General features: G+C 70.1%; 19 protein-coding genes and 1 pseudogene. 18 read left to right on the forward strand and 2 right to left on the reverse strand.

Translation table 11 applies throughout. The annotated features are described in order from the left end of the window. The first annotated feature begins 302 nt into the window (after window positions 1-302). From nsdA to ffh, 5 genes are all read left to right on the forward strand, one after another. Entirely contained in the window at window positions 303-1,796 is a 1,494-nt protein-coding gene (gene nsdA / locus ACZ6I3_RS28335; protein ID WP_469418408.1) for a transcriptional repressor NsdA, read from the forward strand. Window positions 1,797-2,134: 338 nt separating this feature from the next. Beyond that, complete coding sequence (locus tag ACZ6I3_RS28340; RefSeq protein ID WP_469418409.1) at window positions 2,135-3,475, forward strand: ammonium transporter; 1,341 nt, start codon at window positions 2,135-2,137, stop codon at window positions 3,473-3,475. Continuing rightward, window positions 3,472-3,810 (forward strand): P-II family nitrogen regulator, encoded by a 339-nt coding sequence (locus tag ACZ6I3_RS28345; protein WP_469418410.1) that lies wholly within the window; start codon window positions 3,472-3,474, stop codon window positions 3,808-3,810. Before ACZ6I3_RS28340 ends, ACZ6I3_RS28345 begins: the two co-directional genes overlap by 4 nt. Window positions 3,811-3,848: 38 nt before the next feature. Continuing rightward, on the forward strand, window positions 3,849-6,296 hold the full coding sequence (locus ACZ6I3_RS28350; protein ID WP_469418411.1) for a [protein-PII] uridylyltransferase: 2,448 nt from the start codon (window positions 3,849-3,851) through the stop codon (window positions 6,294-6,296). Window positions 6,297-6,377: 81 nt separating this feature from the next. Beyond that, entirely contained in the window at window positions 6,378-7,928 is a 1,551-nt protein-coding gene (ffh, locus tag ACZ6I3_RS28355) for a signal recognition particle protein (protein ID WP_469418413.1), read from the forward strand. Between the two features lie 75 nt (window positions 7,929-8,003). On the opposite strand, the gene ACZ6I3_RS28360 is transcribed toward ffh, so the two are convergent. Together ACZ6I3_RS28360 and ACZ6I3_RS28365 are read right to left on the reverse strand one after the other, a co-directional pair. After that, window positions 8,004-8,606, reverse strand: coding sequence for a hypothetical protein (locus ACZ6I3_RS28360; protein ID WP_469418414.1), 603 nt, complete (start codon window positions 8,604-8,606; stop codon window positions 8,004-8,006). A 139-nt stretch (window positions 8,607-8,745) separates the two neighbouring features. Beyond that, entirely contained in the window at window positions 8,746-9,600 is an 855-nt protein-coding gene (locus ACZ6I3_RS28365) for a class I SAM-dependent methyltransferase (protein WP_469418415.1), read from the reverse strand. 244 nt (window positions 9,601-9,844) lie between these two features. On the opposite strand from ACZ6I3_RS28365, the pseudogene ACZ6I3_RS28370 reads away from it, so the two are divergent. From ACZ6I3_RS28370 to ACZ6I3_RS28430, 13 genes and pseudogenes are all read left to right on the forward strand, one after another. Then, window positions 9,845-10,135, forward strand: a pseudogene (locus ACZ6I3_RS28370) (proline--tRNA ligase); the annotation flags it as partial. 250 nt (window positions 10,136-10,385) lie between these two features. Further along, a complete protein-coding gene (locus ACZ6I3_RS28375; protein WP_184598513.1) occupies window positions 10,386-10,994 on the forward strand; it encodes a hypothetical protein in 609 nt (202 codons plus the stop codon). A gap of 283 nt (window positions 10,995-11,277) precedes the next feature. Continuing rightward, window positions 11,278-11,697 carry a 30S ribosomal protein S16 gene (rpsP, locus tag ACZ6I3_RS28380; RefSeq protein ID WP_382496902.1) on the forward strand — a complete coding sequence of 140 codons (420 nt, stop codon included), beginning with the start codon at window positions 11,278-11,280 and terminating at the stop codon, window positions 11,695-11,697. Window positions 11,698-11,699: 2 nt separating this feature from the next. Further along, window positions 11,700-11,939 carry an RNA-binding protein gene (locus ACZ6I3_RS28385; protein ID WP_115744409.1) on the forward strand — a complete coding sequence of 80 codons (240 nt, stop codon included), beginning with the start codon at window positions 11,700-11,702 and terminating at the stop codon, window positions 11,937-11,939. 86 nt (window positions 11,940-12,025) lie between these two features. Continuing rightward, complete coding sequence (rimM, locus tag ACZ6I3_RS28390) at window positions 12,026-12,568, forward strand: ribosome maturation factor RimM (RefSeq protein ID WP_469418417.1); 543 nt, start codon at window positions 12,026-12,028, stop codon at window positions 12,566-12,568. After that, complete coding sequence (trmD, locus tag ACZ6I3_RS28395; RefSeq protein ID WP_469418419.1) at window positions 12,568-13,401, forward strand: tRNA (guanosine(37)-N1)-methyltransferase TrmD; 834 nt, start codon at window positions 12,568-12,570, stop codon at window positions 13,399-13,401. Before rimM ends, trmD begins: the two co-directional genes overlap by 1 nt. Window positions 13,402-13,536: 135 nt before the next feature. Further along, a complete protein-coding gene (gene rplS / locus ACZ6I3_RS28400) occupies window positions 13,537-13,887 on the forward strand; it encodes a 50S ribosomal protein L19 (RefSeq protein ID WP_351412655.1) in 351 nt (116 codons plus the stop codon). Between the two features lie 45 nt (window positions 13,888-13,932). Next, the gene (lepB, locus tag ACZ6I3_RS28405) at window positions 13,933-14,661 is read left to right on the forward strand and encodes a signal peptidase I (protein WP_469418420.1); all 729 of its coding nucleotides are present in this window, start codon (window positions 13,933-13,935) and stop codon (window positions 14,659-14,661) included. Continuing rightward, window positions 14,654-15,745: a signal peptidase I gene (gene lepB, locus ACZ6I3_RS28410; protein ID WP_469418422.1), complete on the forward strand. Its 1,092-nt coding sequence runs from the start codon at window positions 14,654-14,656 to the stop codon at window positions 15,743-15,745. Before lepB (ACZ6I3_RS28405) ends, lepB (ACZ6I3_RS28410) begins: the two co-directional genes overlap by 8 nt. Further along, the gene (lepB, locus tag ACZ6I3_RS28415; protein WP_469418423.1) at window positions 15,633-16,595 is read left to right on the forward strand and encodes a signal peptidase I; all 963 of its coding nucleotides are present in this window, start codon (window positions 15,633-15,635) and stop codon (window positions 16,593-16,595) included. The genes lepB (ACZ6I3_RS28410) and lepB (ACZ6I3_RS28415) overlap by 113 nt, the downstream gene beginning before the upstream one ends. A 51-nt stretch (window positions 16,596-16,646) precedes the next feature. After that, window positions 16,647-17,426 carry a signal peptidase I gene (gene lepB, locus ACZ6I3_RS28420; RefSeq protein ID WP_469418425.1) on the forward strand — a complete coding sequence of 260 codons (780 nt, stop codon included), beginning with the start codon at window positions 16,647-16,649 and terminating at the stop codon, window positions 17,424-17,426. Continuing rightward, window positions 17,416-17,940: an NUDIX hydrolase gene (locus tag ACZ6I3_RS28425; protein WP_469418426.1), complete on the forward strand. Its 525-nt coding sequence runs from the start codon at window positions 17,416-17,418 to the stop codon at window positions 17,938-17,940. The genes lepB (ACZ6I3_RS28420) and ACZ6I3_RS28425 overlap by 11 nt, the downstream gene beginning before the upstream one ends. Window positions 17,941-17,996: 56 nt before the next feature. Beyond that, complete coding sequence (locus ACZ6I3_RS28430) at window positions 17,997-18,305, forward strand: DUF2469 domain-containing protein (RefSeq protein WP_003993268.1); 309 nt, start codon at window positions 17,997-17,999, stop codon at window positions 18,303-18,305. Window positions 18,306-18,384: the final 79 nt, after the last annotated feature.

Below are 18,384 nucleotides of genomic sequence, written 5' to 3' on the forward strand. Positions count from 1 at the left end.
GTGCATCGCTGCACCCGCTCTTGGTCGTGCAGTGTCAAGTGAATCGCGAGGAGGCGTACGTGAGTTCATTCGAAGGGGTGGCGAATGGTGGCGTTTCCGTGTGAGCCGTGGCTGGACGGGTGATCGTAGGATTACTTTGTGTGCACGAGTCCTGGGGGCATATGCACTCGTGGGTATGCCGGAGGTAAGTCGCTATTCCGTTCGATGGGCGACAAGGGCCGGACGGACGGCCGTACGAACCGGCATGCTGATAGGGCTTGGCGCACTCGGCGACAAGTGGTCTCAGGGATGGGGGCGTTCCAGTGAGCGGCAACGGCGGAAGCGGAACCAACGCTGCGAGCGCGACGCACGCTGACAAGCGCCCGAACGAGCTGCTCACCTCCTGGTTCGTGCGCAGCGGCTGGTCCAAGGGCGAGCTCGCCCGCCAGGTCAACCGCCGGGCACGCCAGCTGGGCGCCAACCACATCTCCACGGACACCTCGCGCGTCCGCCGCTGGCTCGACGGCGAGAACCCCCGCGAGCCGATCCCCAGGATCCTGTCCGAGCTGTTCTCGGAGCGTTTCGGCGTCGTCGTCTCCGTCGAGGACCTGGGGCTGCGCACCGCGCGTCAGTCACCCTCCGCGACCGGTGTCGACCTGCCCTGGACGGGCCCGCAGACAGTGGCCCTGCTCAGCGAGTTCTCGCGCAGCGACCTGATGCTGGCGCGGCGCGGCTTCCTCGGGAGCTCGCTGGTCCTGTCTGCGGGCCCGGCCCTCATCGAGCCCATGCAGCGCTGGCTCGTCCCCTCGCCCCCGGCCCAGCGGTCGGAGCCCGAGTCCGGCGCCTCCGGGCGTGCCCGGGGCCGGCTCTCCAAACCGGAGCTGGACCTCCTGGAGTCCACGACCGTGATGTTCCGGCAGTGGGACGCCCAGTGCGGCGGCGGCCTGCGCCGCAAGGCGGTCGTCGGCCAGCTGCACGAGGTGACGGACCTGCTCCAGGAGCCCCAGCCCGAGGCCACCACCCGGCGGCTGTTCAAGGTCGCCGCCGAACTCGCCGAGCTGGCCGGCTGGATGTCGTACGACATAGGGCTCCAGCCGACCGCGCAGAAGTACTTCGTCCTCGCGCTGCACGCCGCGAAGGAGGCCGGTGACCGGCCCCTCGGCTCCTATGTGCTGTCCAGCATGAGCCGGCAGATGATCCACCTCGGGCGGCCCGACGACGCGCTGGAGCTGATCCACCTCGCGCAGTACGGCAGCCGCGACTGCGCGAGCCCGCGCACCCAGTCGATGCTGTATGCGATGGAGGCCCGCGCCTACGCCAACATGGGACAGCCCGGCAAGTGCAAGCGGGCGGTCCGGATGGCCGAGGACACCTTCGCCGACGCCGGCGAGTGGGACGAGCCGGACCCCGACTGGATCCGCTTCTTCTCCGAGGCCGAGCTGTACGGCGAGAACTCCCACTCGTACCGCGACCTGGCCTATGTCGCCGGCCGCAGCCCGACCTACGCCTCGCTGGCCGAGCCGCTGATGGAGCGGGCCGTGCAGCTGTTCGCCGAGGACGGCGAGCACCAGCGGTCGTACGCGCTCAACCTGATCGGCATGGCCACCGTGCACCTCCTCCAGCGCGAGGCCGAGCAGAGCACGGTCTTCGCCACCCAGGCCATGCAGGTGGCCAAGAAGGTCCGCTCCGAGCGGGTCAACACTCGTATCCGAAAGACGGTCGACACGGCCGCGCGGGAGTACGGCGACCTCGGCGAGGTCGTCGACCTCACCGAGCGGCTCGCCGCCGAGCTGCCCGAGACCGCGGAGGCGGTCTGACCGCCCCCTCCGAAACCCCTGAACCCCGGCCGCGGCCGGCCCTCCCGAACTGCCCGACTCGGCTCCCCCATGCCAGGTCATCGGAAGGCCGACCGCGGCCGGCCTGTGTTCCCACGGCAGCGAGAGCCGAAGGTTGCGCCACGATAACGATCGGCGCGCCCGCAATCCGGCAGTTCATCGACGCGTAACACAGAACGCGCCTTCGTCACGGTCGCGAAACAACGAGGGGCTTCCACCGAAACCGCGCTGCGCCAATCTCGTGGCGCATAACCGGCCCACCCCTCAATCCGCTCGAGGCTTCGCCCGCACGGGGCCGTACCAACGACGAGGAGACGCCGATGGCACCAGCCATCACCCTTGCCGCAGAGGCGCCCAAGCTGTCTGCCGCGAACACAGGGTTCATGCTCATCTGTTCCGCCCTGGTGATGCTCATGACCCCGGGCCTGGCCTTCTTCTACGGAGGCATGGTCCGCGTCAAGAGCACCCTGAACATGCTGATGATGAGCTTCATCAGCCTCGGGATCGTCACCATCCTGTGGGTGCTGTACGGCTTCTCCATGGCGTTCGGCACCGACTCCGGCAGCCTCATCGGCTGGAACTCCGACTGGGTCGGTCTCGGCAACATCGGCCTGACGGAGCTGTGGCCCGGCTACACGATCCCGGTCTTCGTGTTCCTGGTCTTCCAGCTGATGTTCGCGATCATCACGCCCGCCCTGATCAGCGGTGCCCTCGCGGACCGCGTGAAGTTCAGCGCCTGGGCGCTGTTCATCGCCCTGTGGGCCACGGTCGTCTACTTCCCGGTCGCGCACTGGGTCTGGGGCGCCGGCGGCTGGGCCTTCGAGCTGGGCGTGATCGACTTCGCCGGTGGTACGGCGGTGCACATCAACGCCGGTGCCGCCGCCCTCGGCGTGATCCTCGTCATCGGCAAGCGCGTCGGCTTCAAGAAGGACCCGATGCGTCCGCACAGCCTGCCGCTGGTCATGCTCGGCGCCGGTCTGCTGTGGTTCGGCTGGTTCGGGTTCAACGCCGGCTCCTGGCTCGGCAACGACGACGGCGTCGGCGCGCTGATGTTCGTCAACACCCAGGTCGCCACGGCCGCCGCCATGCTGGCCTGGCTCGCCTACGAGAAGATCCGCCACGGCGCGTTCACCACGCTGGGTGCCGCCTCCGGCGCGGTCGCGGGTCTGGTCGCCATCACCCCGGCGGGTGGCGCGGTCACCCCGCTCGGCGCGATCGCCGTCGGTGCCATCGCCGGTGTGCTGTGCGCCATGGCCGTCGGCCTGAAGTACAAGTTCGGCTACGACGACTCCCTCGACGTCGTCGGCGTCCACCTGGTCGGCGGTGTCGCCGGCTCCCTGCTGATCGGCCTCTTCGCCAGCGGCAAGGGCCAGTCCACCGTCGAGGGCCTCTTCTACGGCGGCGGCCTGACCCAGTTCTGGAAGCAGTGCGCCGGTGTCTTCGCGGTGCTCGCCTACTCCCTGATCGTCTCCGCCGTCCTCGCCCTCATCCTCGACAAGACCATGGGTATGCGGGTCTCCGAGGACGAGGAGGTCGCCGGCATCGACCAGGCCGAGCACGCCGAGACCGCATACGACTTCAGCGGCGCCGGTGGCGGTGCCGCCAAGACCGCCGTCACGGCCCCGGTCGCCGCTGCCGCGAGCAAGAAGGTGGACGCATGAAGCTCATCACCGCCGTCGTGAAGCCGCACCGGCTCGACGAGATCAAGGAGGCCCTGCAGGCCTTCGGAGTACACGGCCTGACGGTCACCGAGGCCAGCGGCTACGGTCGTCAGCGGGGCCACACCGAGGTCTACCGCGGTGCCGAGTACACCGTCGACCTGGTCCCCAAGATCCGCGTCGAGGTCCTGGTCGAGGACGACGACGCCGAGCAGCTGATCGATGTCGTGGTCAAGGCCGCCCGCACCGGCAAGATCGGTGACGGCAAGGTCTGGTCCATCCCGGTCGAGACGGCCGTACGGGTCCGGACCGGCGAGCGCGGCCCCGACGCGCTCTGAGGACCCCCTAGGCAGGCAAACGGAACAGGAGTCGCCGGGTGACGGGTACGGATGTGCAGAAGGAAGCAGAAGACTCGGGACCCAGCGGCTACGCGGCGGCCCGGCTGCGTCTCCTCACCGAGGAGACGCGGTCCGGGCCGCCGCGCCGTGCGGCCCTGGCCGAACTGACGGACGACTGGCTCACCGGCCTGTTCGCCGCCGGCGCGGAAGGACTGCGCGGGGCCTCCCTGGTCGCCGTCGGCGGCTACGGACGCGGCGAGCTGTCCCCGCGCAGCGACCTCGACCTGCTCCTGCTGCACGACGGCGGCGACACCAAGGCGGTCGCCGCCCTCGCCGACCGGCTCTGGTACCCCGTCTGGGACCTGGGCCTGGACCTCGACCACTCCGTGCGCACACCGGTCGAGGCCCGCAAGACGGCCGGCGAGGACCTCAAGGTGCAGCTCGGCCTGCTGGACGCCCGGCACATCGCCGGCGACCTCGGCCTCACCGCCTCACTGCGCACGGCCGTGCTGGCCGACTGGCGCAACCAGGCGCCGAAACGCCTCCCCGAACTCCAGGAACTGTGCGCCGAGCGCGCCGAGCGCCAGGGCGAGTTGCAGTACCTGCTGGAGCCCGACCTGAAGGAGGCCCGGGGCGGGCTGCGCGACGCCACCGCCCTGCGCGCCGTCGCGGCCTCCTGGCTCGCCGACGCCCCGCGAGAGGGCCTCGCCGACGCCCGGCGCCGGCTCCTCGACGTACGGGACGCCCTGCACCTGACCACCGGGCGCGCCACCGACCGGCTCGCCCTCCAGGAGCAGGACCAGGTGGCCGCCGAACTCGGCCTGCTCGACGCCGACACCCTGCTGCGGCAGGTGTACGAGGCGGCACGGCTCGTCTCGTACGCCAGCGATGTCACCTGGCGTGAGGTGGGGCGCGTGCTGCGGTCGCGCGCCGTGCGGCCCCGGCTGCGCGCCATGCTGGGCGGCGGGAAGTCCGTGACGGAGCGCTCTCCGCTGGCCGAAGGTGTGGTGGAGCAGGACGGCGAGGTGGTGCTCGCCCGTGCCGCGCGCCCCGAGCGCGACCCGGTGCTGCCGCTGCGCGCCGCGGCTGCCGCCGCGCAGGCCGGGCTCCCGCTCTCCCTGCACGCCGTACGGCGCATGGCCGCCGCCACGCGCCCGGTGCCCACGCCCTGGCCCGCCGAGGCACGCGAACAGCTCGTGACCCTGCTCGGCTCCGGCCGTCCCACCGTCGAGGTCTGGGAAGCGCTGGAGGCCGAGGGCCTGATCACCCGGCTGCTGCCCGACTGGGAGCGGGTGCGCTGCCGCCCGCAGCGCAACGCCGTGCACCTGTGGACCGTCGACCGGCACCTCATCGAGACCGCCGTCCAGGCCTCCGAGTTCACCCGCCGGGTCAGCCGCCCCGACCTGCTGCTGGTCGCGGCCCTGCTGCACGACATCGGCAAGGGCTGGCCCGGCGACCACTCGGTGGCCGGCGAGATCATCGCCAAGGACGTGGCCGCCCGCATCGGCTTCGACCGCCACGACGTGACGGTCGTCGCCACCCTCGTACGGCACCACCTGCTCCTCGTCGAGACGGCCACCCGGCGTGACCTGGAGGACCCGGCCACCGTGCGCTCCGTCGCCGACGCCGTCGGCTCCCAGGGCACCCTGGAACTTCTGCACGCGCTCACCGAGGCAGACGCCCTGGCCACCGGACCGGCCGCCTGGTCCTCCTGGCGCGGCTCGCTCGTCGCCGACCTGGTCAAGCGGGTCTCGGCGGTGCTCGCCGGGGACGCCCCGGACGACCCCGAGGAGGGCGCGCCGACCGCCGAGCAGGAGCGGCTCGCCCTGGAAGCGGCGGCGACGGGCAGCCCGGTCCTCGCCCTGCGGGCACAGACCGAGCCGCCCGCCGGTCAGGAGCCGTCCGGCGACCCCGAGCCGCTGGGTGTGGAACTTCTCATCGCCGTCCCCGACCAGCCGGGCGTCCTGCCCGCGGTGGCCGGAGTCCTCGCCCTGCACCGGCTGACCGTACGCACGGCGGAACTGCGGTCCCTGACCCTCCCGGTCGGCGTCGACGGCTCCGTCCTGCTGCTGGACTGGCGGGTCGCCGCCGAGTACGGCTCCCTGCCGCAGGCCGCTCGGCTGCGCGCGGACCTGGTCCGGGCCCTGGACGGCACCCTGGACATCGCCGGCCGTCTCGCCGAACGGGACGCGGCCTATCCGCGCCGCCGGGGCGTGGTCGCCCCGGCGGCGCGGGTGTCGGTCCATCCGGCCGCCTCCCGGCTGGCCACGGTCATCGAGGTACGCTCCCAGGACGCCCCGGGCCTGCTGTTCCGCATCGGCCGCGCCCTGGAGGACGCGGGCGTACGGGTGCGCAGCGCGCATGTCTCGACACTCGGCGCCAACGCCGTGGACGCCTTCTACGTGACCGGCCCGGAGGGCGCGCCCCTGCCCGGGGACGAGGCGGCCTCGGTGGCGCGGAAGCTGGAGGAGACACTGCGTGGGTGAGGCCGACCCGTCGACTTGTCACGCCGGGATACCCTGGAGGGCGATTCCCTGTAGCCACCAACCCTGAGGACCGCGAGCGCCGTGTTCGATACTCTTTCCGATCGCCTCTCAGCGACCTTCAAGAACCTGCGCGGCAAGGGGCGTCTCAGCGAAGCGGACATCGACGCCACGGCCCGGGACATCCGGATCGCGCTCCTCGAGGCGGACGTGGCGCTGCCGGTCGTCCGGACGTTCATCAAGAACGTCAAGGAGCGCGCCCTCGGTGCCGAGGTCAGCAAGGCGCTGAACCCCGCCCAGCAGGTCCTCAAGATCGTCAACGAGGAACTCGTCACCATCCTCGGCGGCGAGACCCGGCGCCTGCGCTTCGCCAAGCAGCCGCCCACCGTGATCATGCTGGCGGGTCTGCAGGGTGCCGGTAAGACCACCCTCGCGGGCAAGCTCGGCCGCTGGCTGAAGGAGCAGGGCCACTCGCCGCTGCTGGTCGCCTGTGACCTCCAGCGCCCGAACGCCGTGAACCAGCTCAGCGTCGTCGCCGAGCGCGCCGGCGTCGGCATCTACGCGCCGGAGCCGGGCAACGGCGTCGGCGACCCGGTCAAGGTCGCCAAGGACTCCATCGAGCACGCCAAGTCCAAGGTCCACGACATCGTCATCGTCGACACCGCGGGCCGCCTCGGTATCGACCAGGAGATGATGCAGCAGGCCGCGGACATCCGTGACGCGGTCAGCCCCGACGAGATCCTGTTCGTCGTCGACGCGATGATCGGCCAGGACGCGGTCAACACCGCCGAGGCCTTCCGCGACGGCGTCGGCTTCGACGGCGTGGTGCTCTCCAAGCTCGACGGTGACGCCCGTGGTGGTGCGGCCCTGTCGATCCGGCAGATCACCGGCAAGCCGATCATGTTCGCGTCGAACGGCGAGAAGCTCGACGACTTCGACGCCTTCCACCCTGACCGGATGGCCTCCCGCATCCTCGACATGGGTGACCTGCTCACCCTGATCGAGCAGGCGGAGAAGACGTTCAGCCAGGAAGAGGCCGAGAAGATGGCCTCCAAGCTGGCGTCCAAGAAGGGCCAGGACTTCACCCTGGACGACTTCCTGGCCCAGATGGAGCAGGTCAGGAAGATGGGCTCCATCTCCAAGCTGCTCGGCATGCTCCCGGGCATGGGCCAGATGAAGGACCAGATCCAGAACCTGGACGAGCGGGACGTCGACCGCACGGCCGCCATCATCAAGTCGATGACCCCGGCCGAGCGCCAGGAGCCGACGATCATCAACGGCTCGCGCCGCGCCCGTATCGCGCGTGGTTCCGGTGTCGACGTCAGTGCGGTGAAGAACCTGGTCGAGCGGTTCTTCGAGGCCCGCAAGATGATGTCCCGCATGGCCCAGGGCGGTGGCATGCCCGGGATGCCCGGCATGCCGGGCATGGGCGGCGGCCCCGGCCGGACGAAGAAGAAGCAGAAGCAGGCCAAGGGCAAGCAGCGCTCCGGCAACCCGATGAAGCGCAAGCAGCAGGAGCAGGAGGAGGCCGCCCGCCGGGCCGCGGCGGCCGAGAGCGGCGGCGCCTTCGGGCTGCCGCAGCAGGGCGGCAAGGACTTCGAGCTCCCCGACGAGTTCAAGAAGTTCATGGGCTGACGGCCCGCCCCGCACGACACCGAGGGCGCCCTCTTCCTTTCCGGAAGGGGGCGCCCTCGGTCGTTCGTCGGCAGGTCAGGCGCTGGGGAACTTCCAGATGAACGGCTCGCCGTCCTCCTCGGACCAGTTGACCTCGACGCTCTTGGCGTTCGCCGGGATCACGTACGTCTCGCAGAAGACGTGGCTCTCGCCCTGCTTCCAGCTGTCGACGTCGTACGGGTCCTCGCAGCCCGCGGCGTCCTCGGCCGCGCCGATGAGGACGCTGCCGCGCTGCCCGTCGGCGGAGACCGTGGTGCTGTCGTGCACGTCGGATCCGTCGGTGAGGGCGGGTCCGCTCTTGTGCGTGTACTTCAGGTACGCGGTGGCCAGCACCTTGCCCTTGACCTTGTCCGGCTCCGAGACGGCCTTGGCGGCCTCGGCCTCGGTGCCCACGTCGACCTTCTGCGCCAGGATCTCGTAGGTGACCTTGCCCGGGTCCTCGTCGACCTTGCCCGTGGCGCTCTCGCCGCTGCCCATCTCGCCGCCGGACGTCGGCTCCGGCGAGGGGAAGACCTTGGCCTTCTCGGTGGCCGGGCTCTTCGCGTCGGCGCTGTCGTCGCCGCCTCCGCAGGCGGTGAGCGACAGGGCGAGGACGGCGACGGGCGCGACGAGACGCAGCGCGGTCGTGTGGTGCGGCAAAGCAGCTCCTGTATGCAGATGTGTAGATCCCCCGAGCGGTGGATCAGATTAGGCGGTCATGATCCACTTCAAGGCGCCAGAAGCACCGCACCGTGCTTTCTTCACACCATTCACACCTGCACCGGACAAGGCTTGATCTTTACGGAACCCGGGCGATCAAGTAGCGGAACACATTGGGCATCCACACGGTCCCGTCCTGCCGCTGGTGCGGATGCAGTGCCTCGGTCAGCTCCTTGTCGACCTGCGCCTGGTCGGTCGCGGTCATCGCCGCGTCGAACAGCCCTGTCGACTTGAGCCCGCGCACCGCGCTGTCCACGTCGGCGTAGCCGAAGGGGCACGCCACCCGCCCGGAACCGTCCGGTTTGAGCCCGGCCCGCTGGGCGACGTCCTCCAGGTCGTCACGGAGGGCGGGGCGCCAGCTGCCCGTGTTGCGCAGCGGCTCCGCCAGCTTCGTGGCCACCCGCAGCACGGACGTCGTGGCGCACCGCTCCGGCGGACCCCATCCGGCCAGCACCACGGCCGCACCGCGCCCGGCGAGCGGCGTCGCCTCCGCGAGCAGCCCGCTCATCCCCTCCGAGTCGCCCGCGAGGCACCCGATCGGCTCGAAAGCCGTCACCAGGGTGTACGCCGGAGCACCCGGCACCTCCGCGTCCCGGGGCGAGCCCTCGACCAGCCGGGCCTCCGCACGCGCGCGCGTGCCCCACGTCTCGGGCCGCAGCCGCTCCCGCGCGAACGTCATTCTCTCGGGGGAGGAGTCGACACCGGTGACCGCCGCTCCCCGGGCGGCGGCCATCAGCAGGGCGAGCCCGGAACCGCAGCCGAGGCCGAGCAGCCGCGTGGCGGGACCCACGTCCAGTCGCTCGTGGACGGCCTCGTAGAGCGGTACGAGCATCCGCTCCTGGATCTCGGACCAGTCACGCGCGCGTGCACGCAGGTCCACGCGGGGTACGGCCCCCGCGTGAGGCAGGTGCTGCCGCACGAGCGTAGGTGTCATAAGTAAGCGCCCCAATCCGCCGAGAGTTGCCTCTTGCCCGATTCCATGGCCCCCGTGACAGTGCGCTCGCACTACCCCCGTATGCCAGGAAACTCCCCCCTCGACCTGTCGTCCAGTGGAATGCGCCCCGGCATATGAGTTGTCATGTGCCTATGGCGAGATTTCACATTCCGGCAACGTGGGCTCATGCCATCTCGCCATGGCCAAGGCGCCCGTCGTCAAGGAGCGGTTCGCCGGCGCCGTCAACACCCTCACGCTCGAAGGCACGAGGGGCGACGGCAAGGCCCAGCCGGTGTCCCTGGACTCCCTGGTGTCGCTGCTGCCCAAGGTCCTGGAGGAGGACCAGGCCCTGCTGCTGAAGCAGTCCCGCGTGCGCCGCGAGTCCCGTACGGCCGAGGTCCCCACGTTCGAGGTGGGCGAGTCCAAGCTCGCCGATCACGCGGCGACCGTACGGTGTCTGGTCGCCGAGGACGGGTCGGTGCCGGACGCCGACGACGCACCCGGTAAGGTCGCCGTCGTGGCACGCGCTTACTGAGCGGGACGCAAGGCGGCCGAAACACCTCTTGCGTACGAGCGGACCCCTGGTTCCCCGGCGCGCGGACATCCGCTACGCGCCGGGGCGTACGCGGAACTACGCACCACCTTGTGGTGAGCTGCGAGGCTTCTCCACAGATCAGCGCACGCGCCCTCCTCGGGACGCATCAGAGGCAACTGACGGGTACGTGCAAATTATTTGGGATGGCCCGGAATCGGAACACTGTGGCACCCCGGCTCGTTGTCATTACGTGAGCACGACACAGACACCACCTGTTCTCGCCGCAGAGCTGGCACAGGCGTGGGCCGATATTCAGCGGTACCACCCCGAGCTGCCCGACCTTGCCGCGCCAGAGTCCCTGATCGGGGAGTCGTCGTCCGCGTGCGGTCACGAGCTCTCCTTCGAGCGACTGCTCCATGAGGCAGTCCATGGCATCGCCGCCTCGCGCGGCGTCCGCGACACCTCCCGTGCCGGTCGCTACCACAACCGCAGATTCCTCGCGATCGCCGAGGAGCTGGGCCTGGATCACCCCGAGGAACCGCATCCCAGCAGCGGTTTCTCCCTGGTCACGCTCACCCCCGAGGCGAAGCGCCGCTACCGCCCGACGATGGAGCGCCTCCAGCGCGCCCTGAAGGCCCACACGGCCGCGACCTCCTCCGACACCTCCCGCACCTTCCGGGGCCCGGCCGCACGCCACGGCTCCTCCGGCGGCGGCGTACGCGTCAAGGCGGTCTGCGACTGCGGCCGCAACGTACGCGTGGTGCCGTCCGTACTCGCCCAGGCGCCGATCGTCTGCGGCGGCTGCGGCAAGCCGTTCCGTATCCCGGACGTCGTGGGAGCGGGAGCGGTGGCGGGCTGACGTCGGCAACCGGCATCTCGTGGCTGCCGGTCGAGACGCGCTGCCGGGGTGTGCACCCGACGTACCTCACCTCCACGCCGGGTGCCGGCCCGGCATGCCCGTGGAGCGACGCACCCCGGCAAAGCCGCCCGGCAGGGTGTGGCACAATGGCTAGCTGTACTCGACAGTCGAACAGGACCCCTCTCTCCTCCGGCTGACGCGTCCATCGGGCACTCGGGTACCGCAACCCCACGCGGCCGTCTCGCCGTGCCCACCCACGTCAAATCCAGGAGAATCCACTCCCGTGGCAGTCAAGATCAAGCTGAAGCGTCTGGGCAAGATCCGTTCGCCTCACTACCGCATCGTCGTCGCCGACTCCCGCACCCGCCGTGACGGCCGTGCGATCGAGGAGATCGGCAAGTACCACCCGACGTACAACCCGTCGGTGATCGAGGTCGACGCCGAGCGTGTGGCGTACTGGCTGGGTGTCGGCGCGCAGCCGACCGAGCCCGTGCTCGCCATCCTCAAGAAGACCGGCGACTGGCAGAAGTACAAGGGCGAGCCCGCCCCGGCTCCGCTGCTGCAGGCCGCCGAGAAGTCGGCCCGCCCGTCGTTCGAAGCCCTCGGTGGCGACGACGAGGGCAAGGGTGAGGCCATCACCCAGAAGAAGAAGGCTGAGAAGAAGGACGAGGCGGCCGCCGAGTCCGCGTCGACCGAGGCCTGAGCATGCTCGAGGAGGCTCTCGAGCACCTCGTGAAGGGCATCGTCGACAACCCTGACGATGTGCAGGTCGCCTCGCGCAACCTGCGCCGCGGGCAAGTGCTCGAGGTCCGGGTGCACCCGGACGACCTCGGTAAGGTGATCGGCCGCAACGGCCGCACCGCACGCGCCCTGCGTACCGTCGTGGGCGCCATCGGCGGTCGCGGTGTCCGCGTCGACCTCGTCGACGTGGACCACGTCCGCTGACGCTTTCGCAGCAGCACCGGCTCGGGCCGGGGAGGGCCACTGGGCCGTCCCCGGCCCGCAGTCGTAGGAACAGGAGAGTTGGACACGTGCAGCTGGTAGTCGCACGGATCGGCCGTGCCCATGGCATCAAGGGCGAGGTCACCGTCGAGGTCCGTACCGACGAGCCGGAGCTCAGGCTCGCGCCCGGCGCCGTACTCGCCACCGATCCCGCCACCACGGGACCGCTCACCATCGAGACGGGCCGCGTCCACAGCGGCCGTCTCCTGCTGCGCTTCGAGGGCGTCCGCGACCGCACCGGCGCCGAAGCCCTGCGCAACACCCTCCTGATCGCCGAGATCGACCCGGAGGAACTGCCCGAGGCCGAGGACGAGTACTACGACCACCAGCTGATCGACCTCGACGTGGTCACCGCGGACGGCACGGAGGTCGGCCGGATCACGGAGATCTCGCACCTGCCCTCCCAGGACCTGTTCATCGTGGAGCGCCCCGACGGCAGCGAGGTGATGGTCCCCTTCGTCGAGGAGATCGTCGCCGAGATCGACCTCGAGGAGCAGAAGGCCGTCATCACCCCGCCGCCGGGCCTGATCGACGACCGTGCCGAGATCGCGTCCAGCCGGGACGAGTCGTAATGCGCCTCGACGTCGTCACGATCTTCCCCGAGTACCTGGAACCGCTGAACGTCTCCCTCGTCGGCAAGGCACGCGCGCGTGGACAGCTCGACGTCCAGGTGCACGACCTGCGTTCCTGGACCTACGACCGCCACAACACCGTCGACGACACGCCCTACGGCGGCGGCCCCGGCATGGTCATGAAGACCGACCCCTGGGGGGACGCGCTCGACTCGGTCCTGGCCGACGGCTACGAGACCGGCTCCCACGAGCCCGCCCTCATCGTGCCCACGCCCAGCGGGCGCGCCTTCACCCAGGAACTCGCCGTCCAGCTCTCCGAGCGCCCCTGGCTGATCTTCACGCCGGCCCGCTACGAGGGCATCGACCGGCGGGTCGTCGACGAGTACGCGACACGGATGCCGGTGTACGAGGTGTCCATCGGCGACTACGTCCTGGCCGGCGGCGAGGCGGCCGTCCTCGTCGTCACGGAGGCCGTGGCGCGGCTGCTGCCGGGCGTCCTGGGCAACGCCGAGTCCCACCGGGACGACTCCTTCGCGCCCGGCGCCATGGCGAGCCTGCTGGAAGGGCCCGTCTACACCAAGCCGCCCGAGTGGCGCGGCCGGGACATCCCCGACGTGCTGCTCAGCGGCCACCACGGGAAGATCGCGCGCTGGCGCCGGGACGAGGCCCTGAAGCGTACGACCGCCCACCGGCCCGACCTCATCGAGCGCTGTGATCCCAAGGCCTTCGACAAGAAGGACCGCGAGATGCTGTCCATCCTGGGCTGGGCCCCCGACCCCGCGGGGCAGCCCTACGGCCGATTTTGGTGCAGGACCGAGGGCATGGAACAATAGGTCGCTGTTGTGCGTCCGTCCGGCGTGCGCCCCTGCCACAGGGGGAGATGACGCCCGTTCCGACGCGTACAGCCCTGATCCGAAACACCTAGATTCCGTTGATGACCTGTGGCATCAGCGAGGAAAGCAGACGAAATGTCTCACCTGCTCGACACCGTCGACTCCGCGTCGCTGCGCACCGATGTCCCCGCCTTCCGCCCGGGCGACACCGTCAACGTCCACGTCCGCGTCATCGAGGGCAACCGCTCCCGTGTGCAGCAGTTCAAGGGCGTTGTGATCCGCCGCCAGGGCTCCGGCGTGCGCGAGACCTTCACCGTCCGCAAGGTCTCCTTCTCCGTCGGCGTCGAGCGGACCTTCCCGGTGCACACCCCGATCGTCGAGAAGATCGAGCTCGTCACCAAGGGTGACGTCCGCCGCGCCAAGCTGTACTACCTGCGCGAGCTGCGCGGCAAGGCCGCGAAGATCAAGGAGAAGCGCGAGAACTGAGCGCTCTCCGGGGTTCGCGCCGGGGCCGGATAGCATCTGGCTCCGATGGACACCGAAGCACAGCCGACGGAGCGCGACCGCTCCTCCCGCCCTTCCGAATCCGAGGAGACCTCGGACCCAGGAGGGCCGGAGGAACGGTCGCGTTTCGCGTTGGTGTCGCGTGTCAGCGCATGGGTACCGGGCGGCCGGATCACTCTGACCCTGCTGACCTGCCTGCTTTTCCTGCTGTTGCTCAGCACGTTCGTGCTGCGGCCGTTCCAGATCCCCAGCGGATCCATGGAGCCGGGATTGAGGATCGGGGACCGGGTTCTCGTAAATAAGTTGGCGTACCGTTTCGATGCCCAGCCGCAGCGGGGAGACATCGTCGTGTTCGACGGGACGGGGTACTTCGGGCACGCGGACTACATCAAGCGCGTTGTCGGTGTGGGGGCGGACCGCGTGGTCTGCTGCGACAAGAAGGGGAGGATCCAGGTGAACGGCCGGCCGGTCGACGAGTCGGGCTTCCTGTACCCCGGGGACAGTCCCTCCACGGTTCCCTTCGACGTCGTGGTGCCCGACGGCACCCTCTTCGTGCTCGGCGACCACCGCGGCGACTCCAGCGACTCCCGCGACCACCTCGGCTCCCCGGGCGGCGGCATGATCCCGGTCGGCGACGTGATCGGCCGCGCCGACTGGATCGTCTGGCCCTTCGGCCACGCCACCCGGTTGCAGCGCCCGGACGCCTACGCGCGCGTGCCCGCTCCCGACGCCGGAAGGGCGGGCGCCCATGGGTAACCGCGGCAAGCCGCGCGGCGTCGCCACGACCGCCGCGGAAAATCTGCTGCCCACCGGCGCCCGGCGCGCCGCCAGCCCGTCCGGCGGACGTACCCGCGCCGAGCGGCGCAAGCTCCAGCGCAAGGTCAAGCGGCGCCGCAGGCGCGGTGCCGTCAAGGAGATACCACTCCTCGTCGGCGTAGCCGTCCTCATAGCCCTCGTGCTGAAGACCTTCCTCGTCCAGGCCTTCGTCATCCCGTCGGGCTCCATGGAGCAGACGATCCAGATCGGCGACCGCGTCCTGGTCGACAAGCTCACCCCGTGGTTCGGCTCCGAGCCGCAGCGCGGGGACGTCGTCGTCTTCAAGGACCCCGGCGGCTGGCTCCAGGACGACCAGACCGCCACCCCGAAGGAAGACCCCGTCGTCATCAAGCAGGTCAAGGAGGGGCTCACCTTCATCGGCCTGCTGCCGTCCGAGGACGAGAAGGACCTCATCAAGCGGGTCGTCGGCATCGGCGGCGACAAGGTCAAGTGCTGCGACACCCAAGGGCGCGTGACCGTCAACGGCATCCCGCTGAACGAGGACTACCTGTACCCCGGCAACGCCCCGTCCGACACGCCGTTCGAGATCACGGTCCCCCAGGGGCGGTACTGGGTGATGGGCGACCACCGGAACAACTCCGCGGACTCCCGCGCCCACCAGGACACCGACTACGGAGGCACGGTCTCCGAGGACGAGCTCGTGGGCCGCGCCATGGTCATCGCCTGGCCCTTCGGCCACTGGAACATGCTGGAGGAACCGACCACGTACGCCTCCGTGTCCGACTCGGCCACCGGGTCGACCGCTGCCGCCCCGCTGTCGCATAGGGTTGCCTCCGACGATTCGAACGGAACGATCCAGCTCCCGACCCCTGCGGAACTCCCGCTCGTTATGGGAGTGGTGGGCCTGCGCCGTGTATGGGGCAGGCGGCGGCACAGAGTGAGGAGTTGGCGTGGGGGATGTGGCGGTCGGCGCACGGTCCGGACACGACGGCGAGGAGCATCGCGGGCGCCCCGCGGAATCCGCCGTCCCGGCCGCGGACAGCGCCGTGACCTCCGGGAATGACTCCGGGGCAGCCGAGGACGACAGGGTGACAGGCATTCACAGCACAGCCGATGGTCAGGGGCCGGGCGGTACGGACCGGACGCCGAAGAAGGCACGCTCCTTCTGGAAGGAGCTGCCCATCCTGATCGGCATCGCGCTGGTGCTGGCGCTGCTGATCAAGACCTTCTTGGTGCAGGCGTTCTCCATCCCCTCCGACTCGATGCAGAACACGCTCCAGCAGGGTGACCGCGTCCTGGTCGACAAGCTCACCCCCTGGTTCGGCTCCGAGCCCGAGCGCGGCGAGGTCGTCGTCTTCCACGACCCCGACAACTGGCTGGCGGGCGAGCCGACCACGGACCCGAACGCGCTGCAGACGTTCCTCAGCTGGATCGGCCTCATGCCGTCCGCGGAGGAGAAGGACCTCATCAAGCGCGTCATCGGCGTCGGCGGCGACACGATCGAGTGCAAGGGCACGGGTCCGCTGACGGTCAACGGCAAGGCGCTGGACGATCGGTCGTACGTCTACCCGGGCAACACGCCGTGCAGCGTCGACGACCAGGGCGGCCAGTTCAAGGTGAAGGTCCCCGAGGGCTACATCTGGGTCATGGGCGACCACCGGCAGAACTCCCGGGACTCCCGCTACAACCAGGCGGACCGGCACAAGGGCATGGTCCCGGTGAAGGAGGTCGTCGGACGGGCCGTCGTCATCGCCTGGCCGATCAACCGCTGGGACAACCTGCCGGTGCCGGACACCTTCGACCAGTCCGGCCTGAACGCCCAGTCGGCCGCGGCGGGCTGGGCGGTGGCGCCGCAGGGCCTGGCGCTCGCCGGTGCGGTGCCCGTGGTGCTGTGGTGGCGCCGGAAGCGGTGATTCCGACGGCGGGCTGACCCCTGCTGGTACCCCCGGGTAGGGTGCGGACCCATGGGTGGCGAGAGCATGACGCACACGGCCCCGCGCAGCGGTGGCACAGGTACGGGCCCGGTGGGCAGCCGGACCGGACAGCGGTTGTCCGGGCTGGCCGTCGCGCTGGGCCTCGTGCTTTTCCTCGGAGGGTTCGCCTGGGGAGCGGTGGTCTACCGGCCGTACACCGTGCCCACCAGTTCGATGACACCGACGATCGACGCGGGCGACCGGATCCTCGCGCAGCGCGTCGACGGCGATGAGGTGCGGCGCGGCGATGTCGTGGTCTTCAAGGACACGACCTGGGCCAACGCGCCGATGGTCAAGCGTGTGGTCGCCATCGGGGGCGACACGGTCTCCTGCTGCCAGGACGGCAAGCTCAAGGTCAACGGCAAGGAGATCGACGAGCCCTACCTGCCCAAGGGCACGCCGGCCGAGATCAGCAACTTTCCGACCGTGACCGTTCCCAAGGGGCGGCTGTTCCTGCTCGGTGACGAGCGCGGCAGTTCCGTGGACTCCACCGCCCATCTGACCGACGCGGCCAGTGGCACCGTGTCGCGCTCCGCCGTCGACGCCCGCGTCGACTCCGTCGTGTACCCGATGAACGGCATGCTGGAGCGCCCGACCGGCTTCGAGGCGCTCGGCGGTCTCTCCTCGCCCGGACCGCTGCGGACGATCACCGCCGCGGTGATCGCCGGCGCCGTGCTCGTCCTGGCCGGGGGCGCCTACGGCCCGATCGCCAAGCGTGCGGGCGCGGCCCGTGCCCGGCGGACGCGTGCGGAGTCCGCGGGTGTCCGCTGAAGCCGTGGGGGCGGGCCAGGACTCCTCCGAGGGCGGGCTGCGCAAGGTCGCCCGGGTCGTGCTGCTCGACCCGCAGGACCGCATCCTGCTGCTGCACGGGCACGAGCCGGACGATCCGGCCGACGACTGGTGGTTCACTCCCGGCGGCGGAGTGGAGGGCGACGAGACCCGTGAACAGGCCGCACTGCGGGAACTCATCGAGGAGACGGGCATCACCGAGGTCGAGCTCGGCCCGGTGCTGTGGCGGCGGAAGTGCTCGTTCCCGTTCGCGGGCCGCCGCTGGGACCAGGACGAGTGGTACTACCTGGCTCGTACGGACCGTACGGAGATCGCCGCCGCCGGGCTGACCGAGCTGGAGCGGCGCAGTGTCGCCGGAGCGCGCTGGTGGACGTGTCCGGAACTGACCCGGGCACATGAGACGGTGTATCCGACCAGACTCGCCGGGCTGCTGCGTACGCTGCTCGACGAAGGTCCCCCGGCCAGGCCCGTGATCCTTGACCCGGAAATCGTCTAGGGGCTCACAGGACTGGCGCACAATGGTGGGATCGCACGGCTGAAGGGGAACATGCCATGAGCGCCGAGGACCTCGAGAAGTACGAGACCGAGATGGAGCTGAAGCTCTACCGGGAGTACCGCGATGTCGTCGGTCTGTTCAAATACGTGATCGAGACCGAGCGGCGCTTCTACCTGACCAACGACTACGAGATGCAGGTGCACTCGGTCCAGGGCGAGGTGTTCTTCGAGGTGTCCATGGCGGATGCCTGGGTGTGGGACATGTACCGGCCGGCGCGGTTCGTGAAGCAGGTTCGGGTGCTCACGTTCAAGGATGTGAACATCGAGGAGCTGAACAAGAGCGATCTCGAGCTGCCGAGCGGGTGACGTTCAGTGACGTTCACCCAGGCGGGTGAGGGAGTTTTCCACACTCGCTGAGCTGTCCACCAAGATCCACTTCTTGGGG

The sequence above is a fragment of the Streptomyces sp. NPDC041940 genome, from assembly GCF_055589465.1.